14 protein-coding genes are annotated in these 15,720 nt (G+C 59.1%); 6 read left to right on the forward strand and 8 right to left on the reverse strand.

All coding sequences use genetic code 11. The annotated features are described in order from the left end of the window. Positions 1–102 precede the first annotated feature (102 nt). From ACE3NW_RS04195 to ACE3NW_RS04215, 5 genes are all read right to left on the reverse strand, one after another. Complete coding sequence (locus ACE3NW_RS04195) at positions 103–849, reverse strand: amino acid ABC transporter ATP-binding protein (RefSeq protein WP_374280695.1); 747 nt, start codon at positions 847–849, stop codon at positions 103–105. Next, on the reverse strand, positions 836–1,636 hold the full coding sequence (locus ACE3NW_RS04200) for an amino acid ABC transporter permease (RefSeq protein ID WP_374280697.1): 801 nt from the start codon (positions 1,634–1,636) through the stop codon (positions 836–838). The genes ACE3NW_RS04195 and ACE3NW_RS04200 overlap by 14 nt, the downstream gene beginning before the upstream one ends. Positions 1,637–1,815: 179 nt before the next feature. After that, positions 1,816–2,559, reverse strand: a complete 744-nt coding sequence (locus tag ACE3NW_RS04205) for a basic amino acid ABC transporter substrate-binding protein (RefSeq protein ID WP_374280699.1) — start codon at positions 2,557–2,559, stop codon at positions 1,816–1,818. A gap of 71 nt (positions 2,560–2,630) precedes the next feature. After that, entirely contained in the window at positions 2,631–3,368 is a 738-nt protein-coding gene (locus ACE3NW_RS04210; RefSeq protein WP_374280701.1) for a basic amino acid ABC transporter substrate-binding protein, read from the reverse strand. A gap of 249 nt (positions 3,369–3,617) precedes the next feature. Then, the gene (locus ACE3NW_RS04215; RefSeq protein ID WP_374280703.1) at positions 3,618–4,373 is read right to left on the reverse strand and encodes an NYN domain-containing protein; all 756 of its coding nucleotides are present in this window, start codon (positions 4,371–4,373) and stop codon (positions 3,618–3,620) included. A gap of 105 nt (positions 4,374–4,478) precedes the next feature. Between ACE3NW_RS04215 and ACE3NW_RS04220 the strand changes: the two genes are divergently transcribed. Beyond that, the gene (locus tag ACE3NW_RS04220; protein ID WP_374280705.1) at positions 4,479–5,870 is read left to right on the forward strand and encodes an O-antigen ligase family protein; all 1,392 of its coding nucleotides are present in this window, start codon (positions 4,479–4,481) and stop codon (positions 5,868–5,870) included. An 80-nt stretch (positions 5,871–5,950) separates the two neighbouring features. On the opposite strand, the gene ACE3NW_RS04225 is transcribed toward ACE3NW_RS04220, so the two are convergent. Further along, a complete protein-coding gene (locus tag ACE3NW_RS04225) occupies positions 5,951–6,745 on the reverse strand; it encodes an FAD-dependent thymidylate synthase (protein ID WP_374280707.1) in 795 nt (264 codons plus the stop codon). Positions 6,746–7,006: 261 nt separating this feature from the next. Here ACE3NW_RS04225 and trpB point away from each other — a divergent pair, with 261 nt between their 5' ends. Then, positions 7,007–8,218, forward strand: a complete 1,212-nt coding sequence (gene trpB / locus ACE3NW_RS04230) for a tryptophan synthase subunit beta (RefSeq protein WP_374280710.1) — start codon at positions 7,007–7,009, stop codon at positions 8,216–8,218. 164 nt (positions 8,219–8,382) lie between these two features. Further along, complete coding sequence (gene uvrC, locus ACE3NW_RS04235) at positions 8,383–10,293, forward strand: excinuclease ABC subunit UvrC (RefSeq protein WP_374280712.1); 1,911 nt, start codon at positions 8,383–8,385, stop codon at positions 10,291–10,293. Positions 10,294–10,357: 64 nt separating this feature from the next. Here uvrC and ACE3NW_RS04240 read toward each other — a convergent pair whose 3' ends face one another. Beyond that, on the reverse strand, positions 10,358–11,404 hold the full coding sequence (locus tag ACE3NW_RS04240) for an RsiV family protein (RefSeq protein ID WP_374280714.1): 1,047 nt from the start codon (positions 11,402–11,404) through the stop codon (positions 10,358–10,360). Between the two features lie 97 nt (positions 11,405–11,501). Then, positions 11,502–12,722 (reverse strand): sodium:calcium antiporter, encoded by a 1,221-nt coding sequence (locus tag ACE3NW_RS04245; protein WP_374280717.1) that lies wholly within the window; start codon positions 12,720–12,722, stop codon positions 11,502–11,504. A 320-nt stretch (positions 12,723–13,042) separates the two neighbouring features. Between ACE3NW_RS04245 and ACE3NW_RS04250 the strand changes: the two genes are divergently transcribed. Genes ACE3NW_RS04250 through ACE3NW_RS04260 form a run of 3 tightly spaced genes read left to right on the forward strand, consistent with a single transcriptional unit; the run spans position 13,043 to position 15,500 of the window. Then, on the forward strand, positions 13,043–14,389 hold the full coding sequence (locus ACE3NW_RS04250) for a YIP1 family protein (protein ID WP_374280719.1): 1,347 nt from the start codon (positions 13,043–13,045) through the stop codon (positions 14,387–14,389). An 8-nt stretch (positions 14,390–14,397) separates the two neighbouring features. After that, entirely contained in the window at positions 14,398–14,742 is a 345-nt protein-coding gene (locus ACE3NW_RS04255) for a hypothetical protein (RefSeq protein WP_374280721.1), read from the forward strand. Continuing rightward, the gene (locus tag ACE3NW_RS04260; RefSeq protein ID WP_374280723.1) at positions 14,739–15,500 is read left to right on the forward strand and encodes a hypothetical protein; all 762 of its coding nucleotides are present in this window, start codon (positions 14,739–14,741) and stop codon (positions 15,498–15,500) included. Before ACE3NW_RS04255 ends, ACE3NW_RS04260 begins: the two co-directional genes overlap by 4 nt. The last annotated feature ends 220 nt before the right edge of the window (positions 15,501–15,720 follow it).

Below are 15,720 nucleotides of genomic sequence, written 5' to 3' on the forward strand. Positions count from 1 at the left end.
ATGGCAGAGCGCAGAAAAGCGCGGAGGGGCCGAAAAAAAGCTGGTTTGCAGCCATGCAGACAGGGAATCCGTGGGCGGATTCCCTGTCTGCATGCAAAGGATTTACAGAATCTGGTTCAGGAACTGGCGCAGGCGCGGATGCCGGGGGGCCGTGAACAGGGTTTCCGGCTTGCCCATTTCCACAATCTGACCCTGATCCATAAAGATCAGGCGGTCGGCCACGGTGCGTGCAAAACCCATTTCGTGGGTCACGCAAACCATGGTCATGCCTTCTTCGGCCAGTTTTACCATAACGTCCAGCACTTCGCCCACCATTTCGGGATCAAGGGCCGAGGTGGGTTCGTCAAACAGCATGATGGAAGGCTGCATGGCCAGGGCGCGGGCAATGGCCACGCGCTGCTGCTGCCCGCCAGAAAGCATGGCAGGATACACATTGGCCTTGTCGCTGATGCCCACCTTTTTTAGCAGGGTTAGGGCACGGGCATTGGCCTCTTCGCGCGAGAGCTTGCGCAGATGGCGCGGTGCGAGGGTGAGGTTTTCAAGCACTGTTTTGTGCGGAAACAGGTTGAACTGCTGAAAAACCATGCCCAGGTTCTGACGCATATCGTTGATGTTGTTCTCATCGCTCTGAATGTCTTGCCCCTGAACGATGATGCTGCCCTGGTCGATCTGCTCGAGCCGGTTGATGGAGCGCAGCAGGGTAGACTTGCCGGAACCGGAAGGCCCGATAATGACCACCCGTTCGCCGGGCGCAATATCCAGACACACATCCTGCAAGGCAGGCAGTGAGCCAAAGTACTTCCAGACGTGATCAATGGAGATAATGGGGGCGGCGCTATTTTCCGTCATAGTAGTTCAGCCTGGATTCCATGATGCTCACGGCCTTGGAGAGCACAAGGGTGATGATGAGATAAATAATGGCCACCAGAGTGTACGTTTCAAAGTACAGGTAGGTGGTACCCACAAAGCTGCGCGCGCGCTGCATGATATCGGGCACGGCCATGATGGAGACCAGCGAGGTATCCTTGAGCATGGCGATACATTCGTTGCCTACGGGCGGCAGAATGGTGCGCATGGCCTGGGGCAGCACCACAAGACGCATGGTCTGGTAGCGGTTGAAGCCCAGCGAGCGCGCCGCTTCTGTCTGGCCCTTGCTGATGGCCGTGATGCCCGCGCGAAATACTTCGCCCATGTATGCGCCGTAGCAAAAGCTGATGGCAACAACCGCAGATGTTACACCGCTGACCTGCACAAAGCGCGAAAGTGCGTAGTAGATATAAAATATCTGCACAAGCAGGGGGATACCGCGTATCACTTCTACATAGGTAGAAGCAATAAGATTGATGATGCGGTTGTCTGATATGCGGCCAAGACCCGTGAGCAGGCCCAAAGGAACAGCACAACAGATGGAAAGCATGGTGATTCGGAATGTGATCAGCACACCATCCGGCAGATACAGCAAAATGCGCAGGTAGGGCTCGGGCCAGAGAGTGCAAAGGGCAAACAGGGTTCCGATAGCGCCCACCAGGGCAATCGACCAGGCATTGATCAGGCGCCATTCGCGCGGATCAGGGATGGACGCTCCATCCGTGACCATAATGATGTTGCCTTTGCTTCCATCTTTTTTGTCGTGCATCGCAGTCCTTCATGGCAACGCGTTTGAGGCTGGCGGCTGCATTTTGGCAAGGGCCAAAGATGTGCAAGCCGCTTTTTGATGTGGGCAAGGCCTCTGTTACAACAGCGTTGCCCCGGTTTACGCCAAAGGCTTCCGGGCTATTGCCCGGAAGCCTTAACAAAAAAACGCTAAAAAAAAGGCTACTTGGAAACACCCATCCACTTTTTGAGCAGCTGGGCTTCCACGCCGGAAGCTTTGACTTCCTTGATGCCCTTGTTCAGCTTTTCCACCAGATCCTTGCGGCCCTGGCGCACGGTAAAGCCGTAGTATTCTTTTTCTTCAGTCTTGAAAGAAATATTGAGCTTGCCAGCGGTGTCGGCCTTCTTGTTCACATAGTACAAGGCAACCGGGTCATCGCAGATAACGGCGTCGAGGCGGCCGCCCAGCATGTCCTGAATGGCCAGGCCCACATCGTCGTATTCCTTGAGGTCAACTTCCACGCCAGCCTTGCGGATAACAAACACGCCGGTGGTGCCGATCTGGCCGCCAACCTTCTTGCCCTTGAGCTCTGCCAGGGTCTTGATGCTCTTGCCGGTGGGCAGCACCACAGCCTGGGCAACTTCGTAGTAGGGATCAGAGAAGTCGAACTGCTTCTGGCGTTCTTCGGTAATGGTGGTGGCAGAGGCCACAATGTCGTACTGGCCGGTGGCCACGCCGCCGAAAATGCCGTCCCAGGCGATGTTGCGCACATCAACCTCAAAACCGGCAGCCTTGGCAACGGCCTTGATGAAGTCCACATCAAAACCTTCAGGCTGCTTTTGGTCGTTCAGCATTTCCATGGGGGGCCAAGTGCAGTCTGTGGCCACAACAAATTTTTCCGCAGCCATGGCCTGGCTGCAAAGCAGGGAAACGGCAACCAGGGCCAGCAGTATGCGACGAATCATGTCCACTCCTTAAAAAAATACGGCGGGGCGCTCAGGACAAGCCCGAACGCCCCGCGAAAACGGAACGTTAGTTATTTACCAAGCCACTTTTCGGCAATCTTGCGGTCTTCGCCAGAGGCCTTGACAGCGGCAATGCCCTTGTTCAGCTTTTCAACCAGGTCTTTGCGGCCCTTGCGGACGGTAAAGCCGTAGTATTCCTTTTCGTCGGCCTTGAACGAGATGTTCAGCTTGCCAGCGGTGTCGGGCTTTTTGTTGACATAGTACATGGCAACGGGATCATCGCAGATAACGGCGTCAAGACGGCCGCCCACGAGGTCCTGAATGGCCAGACCCACATCGTCGTATTCCTTGATGTCAGCGCCAGCATTGGCCTTGCGCATAACAAAAATGCCGGTGGTGCCGATCTGGCCGCCGACCTTCTTGCCCTTGAGCTCGGTCAGCGACTTGATGGACTTGCCAGCGGGCAGCACAACGGCCTGCACCACTTCATAATAAGGGGCAGAGAAGTCGAACTGCTGTTGGCGCTCGGGGGTGATGGTCACCGAGGAGGCCACGATGTCGTACTGGCCAGTGGCCACGCCGCCAAAAATGCCGTCCCACGCGATGTTGCGCACTTCTACTTCAAAGCCAGCGGCTTTGCCCATGGCGCGGAGGTAGTCGGTGGAGAAGCCCTCGGGCTGCTTGTTGGCGTCAAGCATTTCCATGGGGGGCCAGGTGCAGTCGCTGGCCACAATAAACTTTTCGGCGGCAGCCGCGGGCCCGCAAAGCAGGGCGAGGGAAACCAGAGCAAGAATTACACGGCGAAACATAGGACCTCCTAACCAGGTTTTTTATGATTCAGGCCCGCCGCTGTATGCATCGTGGGGGACGCTGCGCCACAGCACACCAGCCGTAATCACTGAAAACGGCAGCAGGCTGCAACGGTCCGTGGTTCGCCGGAAAGCGCGGTGTGCACCAGTAGGGCGGGCTACCAACCAGAAAAGAGCGTCTCACTTTTTAGCGTTGGCGGCCCCCGGCGTCAAGCGCTTCTGGCCATTGGGCCGACAGTTATCGCGTATTTACCACGCATTGCCCGGCGAGGGGCCTTCGTCTTCTTCGTCAATGGCCGGTGCAGCCGGAGCTGCCGGAGCCGCCTGATGGCCGCGCGCGGCAGAAGGCGTGGGCGTAATGGCCGAAACCGGCGCGCTCGATGCAGATGCGGCCGGGGCCGAAGCCGTAAGCGGGGGCGTGTGTGGCACAGGCACAGGCTGGTCGTCCACATCGTCTGTGCGTTCGTCGCGCAGGGCCTGCTGCAAGAACCAGTCTTCGCGGATACGCCAAGAGGCGGCAGCCGTGTAGGCGGGTGACGAATAGCCTACCGAAAGCACCAGGGTGCGGCGGGCGTGTTCCTGCAAGCGTATGAGCAGGGGCGTAAAATCGGCATCGCCAGAAAGGATGATGAATTCGTCAAAATGTGTGGAGTGCGAAAGGTCGTCCATGCAGTCCATGACAAGGTGAATATCTGTGCTTGTTTTGCCGCGAGTGGTCAGCGGCGGGCAGTCTACCACCTGAAAGGCGCTGCGGATAAAGGGATTGCGGTATTCCTGATATCTTTGCGGGTTGAGGTAGCACATGCGCTTGAGAATGCGGCGGCGCACACCTTCTCCATAAAGAATGCGCAGTGCGTGATTTTCTATCCAGCGCACCCACCTGTAGGGCACAGAACCAAATGCCCGCGCAGCCTCCGGGTCGATCTCAAGAAAACGGGTGTAAATATTGTCAAAATCAACGTATAGCGCACTGAATACTTCGTCAAAACCGGTAAATCTGGCCATATGTACCTCAATGGTGAATAATTTATCGCAAAAGTATATTTTGCATGTTCCGCTAATGCAAGGAATTTGCTGCCCCTTGAAATAATGCCCGCCTACGGATACATCTTGCGCCGTAATCCACACTCAAACAAGGGTGAAAGCGTTGTGCTGAACATATTTGCCGAAATAAAAAAATACGGTCTGCTGATGAGGCAGGTGTTGCGTTATGCAGTGCGCGACCCTGCAACTGTGCCGTGGGGCCGCTGGCTATATTGGTCATTCTGGGTTTCGCTGGCGACCTTTCCCATCGGCTATGGTGCGCGCGAAGTTTTGCCTGTGGTCAGCTTTATATTCCTTTTATTTTACTACCGCTACAGCTGGCACAAGAGCGTGCTGCACAGGCTTGATGCTCGTCCCCTTTTTTACTGCCTGTGGGGCATGATCGCCATTGGCGTTGTTTTTTCGGAACATGTCTGGGTTTCGGTGCTCCATGCGGGTACTGGCATCAACAAGGGTTTTATCCTGCCCTTCATTGCCATGGAATGTGTGCAGGGCGAAAAAGATCTGCGCCGCCTTGTGTGGGCTTGCGTACTGGCCTGTTTCTGGCAAGGGCTCGATGGCCTGCATCAGGCGCTCACCGGCGTGGATTTTATATTGGGTTATGCCTGTAATGCGGGCAGGCTCACCGGCAGCCTTGGTGACTACACCGTGGGCAACTATATAGCACTGGCCCTTATTCCTTCCTTTGCCATGTGGTTTATCCTGCGGCGAGGCCTGGCCCCTCTTGCCTCGGCCCTGCTGTGTTTTGCAACACTGTGGCCCGCGTTTTTTCTGCTGGTGGGGGCGGCCAGCCGCAGTGGGGCACTGGCGGTTGCCGCATCGTTTGGCCTGTGGATACTGCTGCGCGGCGGGCGTGCCCGCTGGAAGCTTGCCGCTGCCTCGCTGGGCATTCTGCTTTGCGTGCTGCTGTTGCAGGGCCGGGCCGGTATTGGCGCGGTAGAGCACGATGGCCGGTGGAGCCTGTGGCGCATGGCATGGCAGGTTTTTAGCGAGCACCCCTGGCTGGGAGCCGGGGCTGGCCGGTATAACGAGGCATTTCGCGCTTTGGGGCTCGCGCCGCAGAATGATCCGATCACCATCAGCCACCCGCACAATCTGTATCTCGACATGCTCTATGCCCACGGCAGTATCGGCTTTGCGCTGGGCATGGTTTTTTTGCTGGGTTTTGTATGGTGGGGCTACAAACGCATCCGCCCCCGGCTGCTGGCCGAAATTGAGAGCAACAGCCCAAGAATCTACTGGCGTATGACGGCGTGGTTCTGGATCGGTTTTGGCGGCTGGCTGGTCAACGGCATATTCGGGCACGATTTTTACCGCATCTGGTGGCTGGCCCTTGCCATGAGCCACCTTGGCGTCATGATCGGCGCGGTGGTAAACGGGCTGGATGCCAGCCCCGAAGACCTTGCGGATCAGGCCCGGCGGGGCGATGCGCCAGCCGCTGGCTCTGCCGCCCCCTAGAATTTTTTTGTCCTTGCGATAAAAAAACGGTTCCGCGCGCCACGCACACGGAACCGTTTTTATATGCGGCCAACCAGAGGCTACTGGTCGGTAAAGTCTTCGGCGCTGGCCTGCTGGCTGCCGTGGGAGCGCAGAACTTCCATGGCCTGTTCCTTGGTGAGCACGCGGCCCACGCAGCGCGAATGCTGGCGCTTGTTTTCGGGGCAATAGCCCATCTGCACACAGCTTGGGCCAGCCCCTGCAAACAGGTCGGGCGCGGCCTTGCGGCTGAGGCGCAGCATCTGCCATGCCAGATGGCGTATTTCGTGCTGGGCATTGCGGCAGCAGCGTATGGCAAACCAGTCGAGCAGGGCGTGGGCGTTCATGCCTATGATGGCCTTGAATTCCGTGGCCTGGGGCTTGAGGTAGCGCAGGTCTTCTTCCGGTAGGCCCGCATTGAGCCCTTCATCGTACCACTGGCGCGAAATTTCGGCCAGATCATGCCCGCTCAGGCGCGTGGTGTGTCCGTCCGGCAGGGTTACGGGCGCGGTAAATGCTGCCACGCTGCGCGGGTACACCACAGAATAGCTGCGTTTGCCGTTCAGCTCTGCCCGGCCAGACTTGATGAGGTACGAGGCGAGGCGCTTGCGCACCAGCTGGGTTTCGGTAACGCGCGAATAGCCCTCTACGCCAAACAGAAAAAAGTCGAATTCAAGCGCAGCCCTGTGGCCAGAATCGAGTATGTTCTGCACGATCTGGCGTGAGTAGGGCGAGGCCACAATTTCTTCCAGATCGCGCTCGCTGCGCACAAAGCGGGCGGCAATATCCGTATAGATTTTTCCGCCACCTGCCAGCAGCACAACTTTGCCGTTGCCGGTGAATTTTTCTTCAAGCATGGTACTCCGCCTGTTTGTTATTGAGAGGGCACTATAGGGCAAAGAGCCCGGACGGGCAAGGCAGCCTGCCAGCTTGTGCCAGCCCTCTGGTTGTCGTAAAAGGCGCATTCCGTGCGGGTTTTTGGGGGTAGGTGTCTTGACATGCCGCAGGCAAAACGACAGAGTTACAGAGTTTTTTACGCTACCTGTGTTTTGCTCTGCCAAGGCAGAAAACCGCAGGCCGCAGACTTTGCAGAACCCCAGCACCACGAAGGAGATCGCATGAGCCAGCATTCCGCCCCTTACGGCAAACCCGACAGCAACGGATTTTTTGGGGCTTACGGCGGGCAGTTTGTACCTGAGCCCCTCAAGACCCGTCTGGACGAAGTGGCGGAAGCCATGAAGGCCGCCGAGGCGGATCCCTCCTTTCAGAAAGAGCTGGATTATTTGTGCTCGCACTACACGGGGCGGCCCAATCCCGTATTCCACTGTGCCAATCTGAGCCGCACCCTTGGCGGCGCGCAGATATGGCTCAAGCGCGAAGACCTCAACCATCTGGGCGCGCACAAGATCAACAATACCCTTGGGCAGTGCCTGCTGGCAAAGCGCATGGGCAAAAAGCGCGTTATCGCCGAAACCGGCGCGGGCCAGCACGGTGTGGCCACTGCCGCCACCGCCGCCCTCATGGGGCTTGAATGCACCATCTGCATGGGCGAAGTGGACATGGAACGCCAGCACCTCAACGTGATCCGCATGGAAATGTTGGGCTCACGCGTGGTTGCCGCCAAAAGCGGCCAGCGTACCCTCAAGGAAGCGGTGGACGAAGCCCTTGGCATGTGGATTGAAGACCCCAAAATGTTCTACGTGCTCGGCTCTGCCGTGGGGCCGCACCCCTACCCCTACATGGTGCGCGTGTTCCAGTCTGTGGTGGGGCGCGAAGCCCGCGCCCAGATGCTGGCCGAAACCGGGCGTCTGCCCAGCGCCTGCCTTGGCTGCGTGGGTGGCGGCTCCAACGCCATCGGCCTGTTCGCGGGCTTTCTGGACGATGCCGACGTGCGCCTGCTGGGTGTGGAACCCGGTGGCCGTGGCAACTGCTACGGGCAGCACGCGGCCTCGCTGTGCCTGGGCGAACCCGGCGTCATGCACGGTTTCAATTCCTACATGATCAAAGACCCGACCGGCGATGCGGGCGAGGTGTATTCCATCTCTGCCGGGCTTGATTACCCCTCTGTGGGGCCGGAACACGCCCTGCTGAAGGATATGGGCCGCGCCGAATATGTCAGCGTGACCGACAAGGAAGCTCTGGACGCATTTTTCTCCCTTTCGCGTCACGAGGGCATCATTCCGGCACTGGAATCTTCGCACGCTCTTGCCCACGCCATGAAGATGGCCCCCGACATGCCCAAGGACGACATCCTGCTGGTGAACCTCTCTGGCCGTGGCGACAAGGACGTGGCCCAGGTGGCCGAAATGATGCAGAAGGGGCAGATATAGGGGATTACCCCGTAGTTGACTGATTGATTTACGGCCAGCCGGGGTTTGACCCCTTGCGCATGCGCCGTAGCGTACATAGTTTGCAGGAGGAGCGCGGGGGATGAGGTCTTTTGGCCTCTTCCCCCGCACATTCCTTTGTATCCCCTTTCACCCCTCATGCATCCATGCAGAAGCCCGAATCTTCCAGTATTCCCCTCACGCCCGGCGTATACCTTTATAAGGATGCCAAGGGCCGCATCATCTATGTGGGCAAGGCACGCGTGCTGCGCCGCAGGGTGCTTTCGTACTTTCGTGCAGAGGGTCTGCCTGCCAAGACCCGCGCCATGCTCTCGCATGCCGTGAGCATCGAGTATCTGACCACCACCACTGAAAAAGAAGCCCTGCTGCTCGAAGCCAGCTGCATCAAGAAGCACCGGCCCCACTACAATATCGTGCTGCGCGACGACAAGCAGTACGTGCTTTTTCGCATCAATCCCAAGCATCCCTTTCCCCGGCTTGAAATTGTGCGTCAGGCCCGGCGCGACGGCGCGCGCTATTTTGGCCCCTTTACTTCGGCACTGGCCGCGCGCGAAACGTGGAAGCTCATCCACCGGGCCTTTGCGCTGCGGCGCTGCACCGACAAGGCCATGAAAAACCGCGTGCGCGCCTGCCTGTACCACTTTATGGGGCAGTGCCCCGCGCCCTGCATGAATCTGGTAACATCTCAGGAATACAACGAAAATGTGCGCAAGGTGACTGATCTGCTTCAGGGCCGGTCGGCAGAGCTGCTTGGCAGCCTGCGCGCTGCCATGGAGCAGGCTGCCGAGGAACTGGAATTTGAACGGGCTGCCAGCCTGCGCGATCAGATACGCGCGGTGGAAAGCACGGTGGAGCGGCAGGCGGCAGTGTTGCCCGGCGGCGGAGATATGGACGCCGTGGGCCTGTTTGCGGCAGACAGGGGGCTGGCGCTGGGGCTGCTTTTTGTGCGCAACGGCGCGGTAACCGACGGGCGGGCCTTTTACTGGCCGGGGCTGACCTTTGAGGATGCGCCGGAACTTTTGTGGTCGTTCATGGGCCAGTATTACAGCCAGGCCACGCCGCCCCCGCGTGTGCTTTTGCCGTGGATTCCTGCCGATCAGGAAGAAGCTGAGGACGTTGACGGCAGCGGGACAGACGAGGCCGTGCCAGCCGAGGGCCTGACAAAAAATGGGACGCATTCTGGCGGGCTTTCTGCCCGTGAAACGCTAGAGCAGACCCTGGCAGACCGCCGTGGCGGGGCCGTGCGCATTGTGCCGCCGCAGAATGCGGGCGACAACCAGCTCATCGACCTTGCCCAGTCCAACGCGCGGGAAGAAGCCCGGCGGCAGGAGCAGAAGACAGAGCTGAACATTCTGGAGCGGCTGGCCAAAGCCCTGCACCTGCCTGAACCTCCAGCGCGCATAGAGTGCGTGGACGTTTCGCACACCGGCGGCCAGCAAACCCGTGTGGGCATGGTGGTGTTTGAGGACGGCAAGCCGGAGCGTTCTCAGTACAGGGCCTATGCCATGCCCGACAGCGGCGACGACTACGCAACCTTGTACGCCTGGGTGGCGCGCAGGCTTGAGAGCGGGCCGCCGTGGCCGGATTTGCTGCTCATAGACGGCGGGCGCGGCCAGCTTGGCGTGGTGCAGCGGGCCCTGCGCGAGGCGGGCAGGGAAGACCTGTTTGCCCTTGCCGCCATTGCCAAGGCAAGGGATGAAGAGGGCCATGCCGACCGCCGCGCAGGCAATGTGGCCGACAGAATTTTTGTGCCCAACCGCGCCAACCCCTTGCCGCTGCGCGAGGGCGGGCCCGAACTGCTTTTTTTGCAGAATGTGCGCGACAACACGCACCGTTTTGCCATTGGGCGTCATCGTCGTGCGCGGCAGGGCGCGGCCCTTTCGGGTGAGCTCATGCGTTTGCCGGGCATTGGCCCGGCCACGGCGCGCCTGCTGTGGGACAACTTTGGCAGTGTGGAGGCCATGCGGGCCGCAAGTGTGGACGATTTGTGCAAGATTCCCGGCATCGGCCCGGCCAAGGCGGCCCTGCTGCGCGAGAAACTGCGCGGCCTGAACTGAAGTAAAAAAAGCCCCTTGCGGGGCTTTTTGCATATCTGAAAGGGGCTGTTGGGGCCACGCTGCCCTATTTGCCCCAGAGCAGCAGCAGAGGGTGGGCGGGGCGCAGCTCCTCAAGGGGGATATCTATTTTTTGCGCGCCAGCCATGCCGGGGGCAACCTGATAGGGCTGAAAATTGATGCGTATGCCAGAGGGAATCAGGGTCAGGCTGGCGAAATTTTCCGGCACGGGGTTGAGGCCCGTGCGCAGCATCTGTTCCTGCCGCATGCCGCCCAGGCGCTGGGTAAGCTCCTTGCGCGACCATGCAGACATGATGGCCAGCGCGGCATCGGGGTCTTCAAAAATATCCACCAGACCAAGCCGCTGGCCGCTCACAAGGCTGTAGTTGAGGGTCATGACATCCAGATTGCCCTGCGAGCCGCCGGTGTATGTCCACACTTCAAAGGTGATGCTCAGCGCCTTGTCTGAAGGGTGGCTGACGGCATACGAACACCACAGTTCGGGAACCGGGCGGTTCTCGTCCGGGTACAGCCCCGGCGAATTGAAGGTCTCCTCAAAGGCATCGGCAATGCCGCTGGCCCAGTTGCGAATGCTGGCATCTATGGCGCGCACGCCCACAGAAGGATAACTGAGGGTGATGTCGGGCTTGTCCTCCCGGTTGGTGCGCACGATCTGGTGCTCAATGACGCCGGGGCGGCGGGAGCCGGAAATAATGGCTGCTGCGGTATCCTTGTCTGTCTTTGGCTGGGCCTTGCTGCCCGAATTCTGGCTGCCCGAATTCTGGCTGTCTTGTTCCGCATTATTCAGGGCCGGGCTGGCGGCCAGTTCGCGGCCAGGGGCGGCCAGGGGCTGGTCGGCATTGTCTGTCTGGTTTGCCACGGAGGGCGCTGACTGATCTGCCTCGCCCTGCGGGTGAGGCTCGCCAGCATTGGCAAGCAGAGGGTTGCCGGGCGCGGCAGCAGCCTGAGGCCGGGCGGGGTTTTCTTTATTGCTCTGTACGGCAGCCCCGGCTTTTGAGGGGCCCGCAGCCTGTATTTCTGGCAGGCGGGCGGCAGGGGCGGTCTGCGCAGAAAGCAGCAGCATGAGAAGCAAAAAAGAAACAAGGCGGGGCATAGTCATCCATGTAGCGGCCACGCAGACGGGCCAACGGGGGTTGCGGCAAAGCCCGCATGCGGGCCACAGGGCAGGCATGCGGGCATGAAATACAGTGTTAAACCTTAAAACCTTCACGCAGGCGCAGCAGGCCGCGCCAGTTGCGCAGCAGCAGCACAGCCGCCAGCACCAGATACACCTGTGCAAAGAAATAGTGCAGGCGCAACGGGTCGTGTACAAGGCCCAGCAGGGCTTCAAGCTGCACATCGTACAGGGGCGAGAGCAGCTGGGCAGCGAACAGAACAAGCAGCCACACGGCCTCACGTACCTGAAGGCGCAAATCCACAAGCAGGGCCACGGCAAACAGGGATTGTCCGGCCGTCAGTAGTATTTCCTGAAACTGGTGGGTGTCAAGGTTTATGGAGGGCGAAAGAGAACCAAATGACGCGGCGTAGACACCGGGAATCATGCCCACAAGCAGGGTCCACTGGTTGAGCTTGGACGAAAGCAGGCTGCCCAGTGCCAGCGAAGCGTTGCCGCGTGCGGCAAACATGAGGGCAATGATGAATTCGGGCGATTCAGAGGCAATGGGCGCAAGCCACTGCACCAGCAGAAATTCGTTGATGCCAAGCAGTTTGCCGCTGGCCACCAGACTTTCGCTGAAGGGCTCGGCATTGCACAGAATCACCAGCGCAGAGAAAAGAAAAATACCAATGACGCTGCGCAGACGAACTTTTTTGGCAAAGTGGGCCAGCAGGGCGGCGGGGCCTTCGGGTTCTTCTTCTTCCACAGGCCTGCGCGCGATGATGCAAATGTACCAGATGTAGATGCCCAGCAACACCAGGCCGTCAATCCAGGTCAGCGAACCCTTGATGGGGATAAACAGGGCGTAGAGTGTGGCCAGGCCAAGAAAGAGCACGTCTGTACGCTTGTCATCGGGCAGGGAAACACCGGAATGAAATTTGCCTGCAAACACCAGCACAATGGCCGACCAGCCCACACCTATGAGCAGCCGGTTGGCGCCTGTCATGTTGGCAATGGCGTAGTGCGAGTAGGCACTCTCAGGGTGTTGCCCGGCCATCCAGGTAAAGTACATGTCCACGGCGTATTCGGGCAGCACGGCAATAAAGGCCACCACGGCCACGGCCACGGCCTGCGGAATATCCATTTGGGCAACCTCGCACGCCCAGGTGAGCAGAAACGATGCGCCAAGAATGGCCATGCCCGAAAGCAGCGCCACAAGCAGGGGTGACACATCGGGGTGCAGAAAACGCAGGCAAAGGCCGGGCACGGTCATGCCAACGGCAATAATGTAGGGGCGCAGGGCGCGAATTGTCATATGCTCTCCTTAAAATAAAAAAAGACCTTGGCGTTGACGCCAAGGTCTCACTAATCGGCAGAACCGATGGCGACACCAGGCCAATGGCCATGCTGTTGATGTCGCCGGGGTTTCAAGAACCCAGTTACTCCCCTTGAGCTGTTAAAATAGCCCCTGCGGCCTCTGCTGTCAATGCGCCTAAGCGTCAAAACCGCACCAGAGGCCGATTTTACGGTTATGTACACATTGCGGTTGCGGCGGCACTTGCCAGCACTGTGGGCTGCGGCTAGAGTGGCGGGGAATCATGCGTCGGTTTTTACCGGCCAGACTAGGAGTTTTTTGTGAATATTACATGCCCGCGTTGCGGCTTTAGCCGCGAATTGCCTGCCGATCGTGCGCCTTCCAAGGCCGTCATCGCCACTTGCCCCCACTGCGCCTGCCGGTTCCGTTTTGTGCCCGGCACTGGCGTGACGGATGTTATTTCAGAACCGCAGGAACCAGCGTTCAACGACGAGCAGCCGGGCGGCCAGCCTCAGGCTGTTGATTCCGGGTATTCCCGGCCAGCCGGCAGCGCAGGCCAGCAGCCACCGCAGGGTGGCTGGCATGGCGGCGACGATGACCCCCTGCCTCCGGGCGCTATTGTTCCCGGCAGTTCCAGCCCCCGTTCCGGCGCAGATTCTGGCGCAGGCTCTGGCACAGGCTCTGGCGCAGGCTCTGGCGCGGATTCCCAGCCCGATGACGAGCCGCGCTATACAGCAGGCGCGGGCAACCGCAAAACCGGCACGGCAAAAAACCTGCCGGGCAGCGGTGAAGAAAAAAATCTTGGCAACCTTTGGGGGCTGCTGGGCGGCAAAAGTATTTTTGGGCAGCGCGGCAGCAAGCAGCAGGATGACCGCAGCCGGGATGCCGACAGAAGCAACGGCAGGGATGAAGACGACCGCGAGGGCCGCAACCAGCAGCGCAGTATTTTTGGCGCTGGCAACGACCATGCGGATGAAAACCGTGCTGCCAGCGAGGCCTATGCGCGCGAAGCTTCCCGGTTTGAAAGTCAGGAGGATGACAGCCACCACATGCCTGCCAATCCGTGGGATGCGGCCCCGGAGCCGGACGGCTGGATTCCCGCCTTTTACCACACCTGCATGCGGGTCATGTTTGGAGCGCACAACTTTTACGACCATGTGCGGGCCGATACGCCACAGGTGCGGCCCCTGGTGTTTTATCTGATCATCAGTGTGGTGCAGGTTATTATTGAAAGGGTCTGGTCGGGCATCTTTTTGTCGCTCATGTCGCCCAGCGCAGCATCTGATCCTGAGCTGGAAAAAATGCTCATTCTGCTGTCGCCCCAGCTCAGCCTGCCCATGACCATTCTGCTCAAAACGGGTGTTTCTGTTGTACAGCTTTATGTGCTCACGGCCCTTATGCATTTTACCTATGGTTTCATAACCGGCAAAAGGCCGGAATTTTCGCTGGTATTTCAGGTGGCTGCCTATGCTGCTGCGCCCTCGCTGCTGTGCGTTGTGCCGTTGCTGGGCTCCATAGTGGGCTTCATTTGGATGGTTGCCTGCGTGCTGGTGGGCTGCCGTACTGTTCTGAACCTTACATGGCCTCAGGCATTCATGGGGTTTGCGCCCGTGGTGCTGCTGCTTGCGCCCCTACTGTTGCAGGTGATGAAGGCCGCCCAATTCTGAGGATTGCCATGGCCCGCTTTTGGCGAAGGATTGCGCAATTCTGGCATGAATTTCGCAATCGTCGTAAATATGGCGCAATCATAAGGCCAGACTCCATCCGCGCCCAGGCCGAAGACCTTGGGCATCTGGCGGAACTGGCTGGCCGCAGCGTTGCGCTGGCAGAAGTGGAGTCGCGCCAACTGGCGCAGCTAGGGCGGGAAATGCGCAGCCTTGTGCTCATGACCCGGCAAACCTCGTTTTGCAGTATCCCCGCAGAAAAACGCAGGGAGCTGTACGAAAGTTTGTCGCAGGCCAGGCAAAAGCTGCTCGATTCCATGCAAAAGGCACGTCTGGCCTCGGAGAAAACGCAATGATCCTTCTTCAGAATGACCGCCCGGGCAACAGCCGGGGCTGGCAGGTGTGCAGGCGCGTGGCACTGGTGGCCTCTCTGGTTGTGGTAATGCTGCTGGGCGGTTGCGCTTCCCCAACCGACGACAGCTACCAGACCGTGAATGTTACCGGCAACTTTGGCACGCCCTTTCAGGTGCAGATAAACAATTTTGTGCGCCGCCAGCCCCCGGCCATCTATGTGGCCCCGCAGTCGGTGCTGGGGCGTCGCCCCCGCGCCCTGTTTGTCCCCCTGCGCGCCACCCAGCAGATAGCCAATCCCGTGAGCTTCAGCGAAATGCTTTCGCGCCAGGTATGGCAGGTGTGGCTTTCGCTCAACGCTTTTCAGGCGCTGGAATACGCCCCGCAGGGCGCGCCCTTTGAGCCCTCGCGTGCCATTGCACTTGCCCGTCAGAAGGGCGCAGAGATGGTTGTGGGTGGGTATATCAATCATTATATGGATGGCGGCAGCGGCGGCACCAGCTCCATTTCGCTGGCAATAGAAGTGTACGATGCCCGTTCCGGCACGCTGCTGTGGTCTATGGCCCAGGGCGGCATGATGGAAGCGCGCCAGGTACACGATTTTTACCTGTTCTCACTGCGCGAGCGTAATCCTGGGGATCCCTCGGGCTTTATCGCCCGTTCGCTTGCATGGGACATGGGGCGCGAGGTTCTGGCCTGGGTTGACCCTTCATCCAAGGAAAAATCGTTTTTTGACACCTTGTTTGGCACCAAGGCCTTTTAGCTCTGAACCACATTTTTTTGAACAGACCCGGCCCGCTCTGGTGGGCCGGGTCTGTTTTTTGCGTTGGGCAGCAAACAGGGTGGCGGGGGAGGACGGGCCCCAAGAATATTTGCACTGACCCTGATTGTGAATTTTAAAACAATTGCGAACGCAACTAAAAAATTATTAAATTTTACAGCATGATACAAAAGAGAATTGTGGCAGAACCACGTAAGGGCAG

It is taken from the genome of Desulfovibrio sp. (assembly GCF_041907885.1).
Lineage (GTDB): Bacteria > Desulfobacterota > Desulfovibrionia > Desulfovibrionales > Desulfovibrionaceae > Desulfovibrio.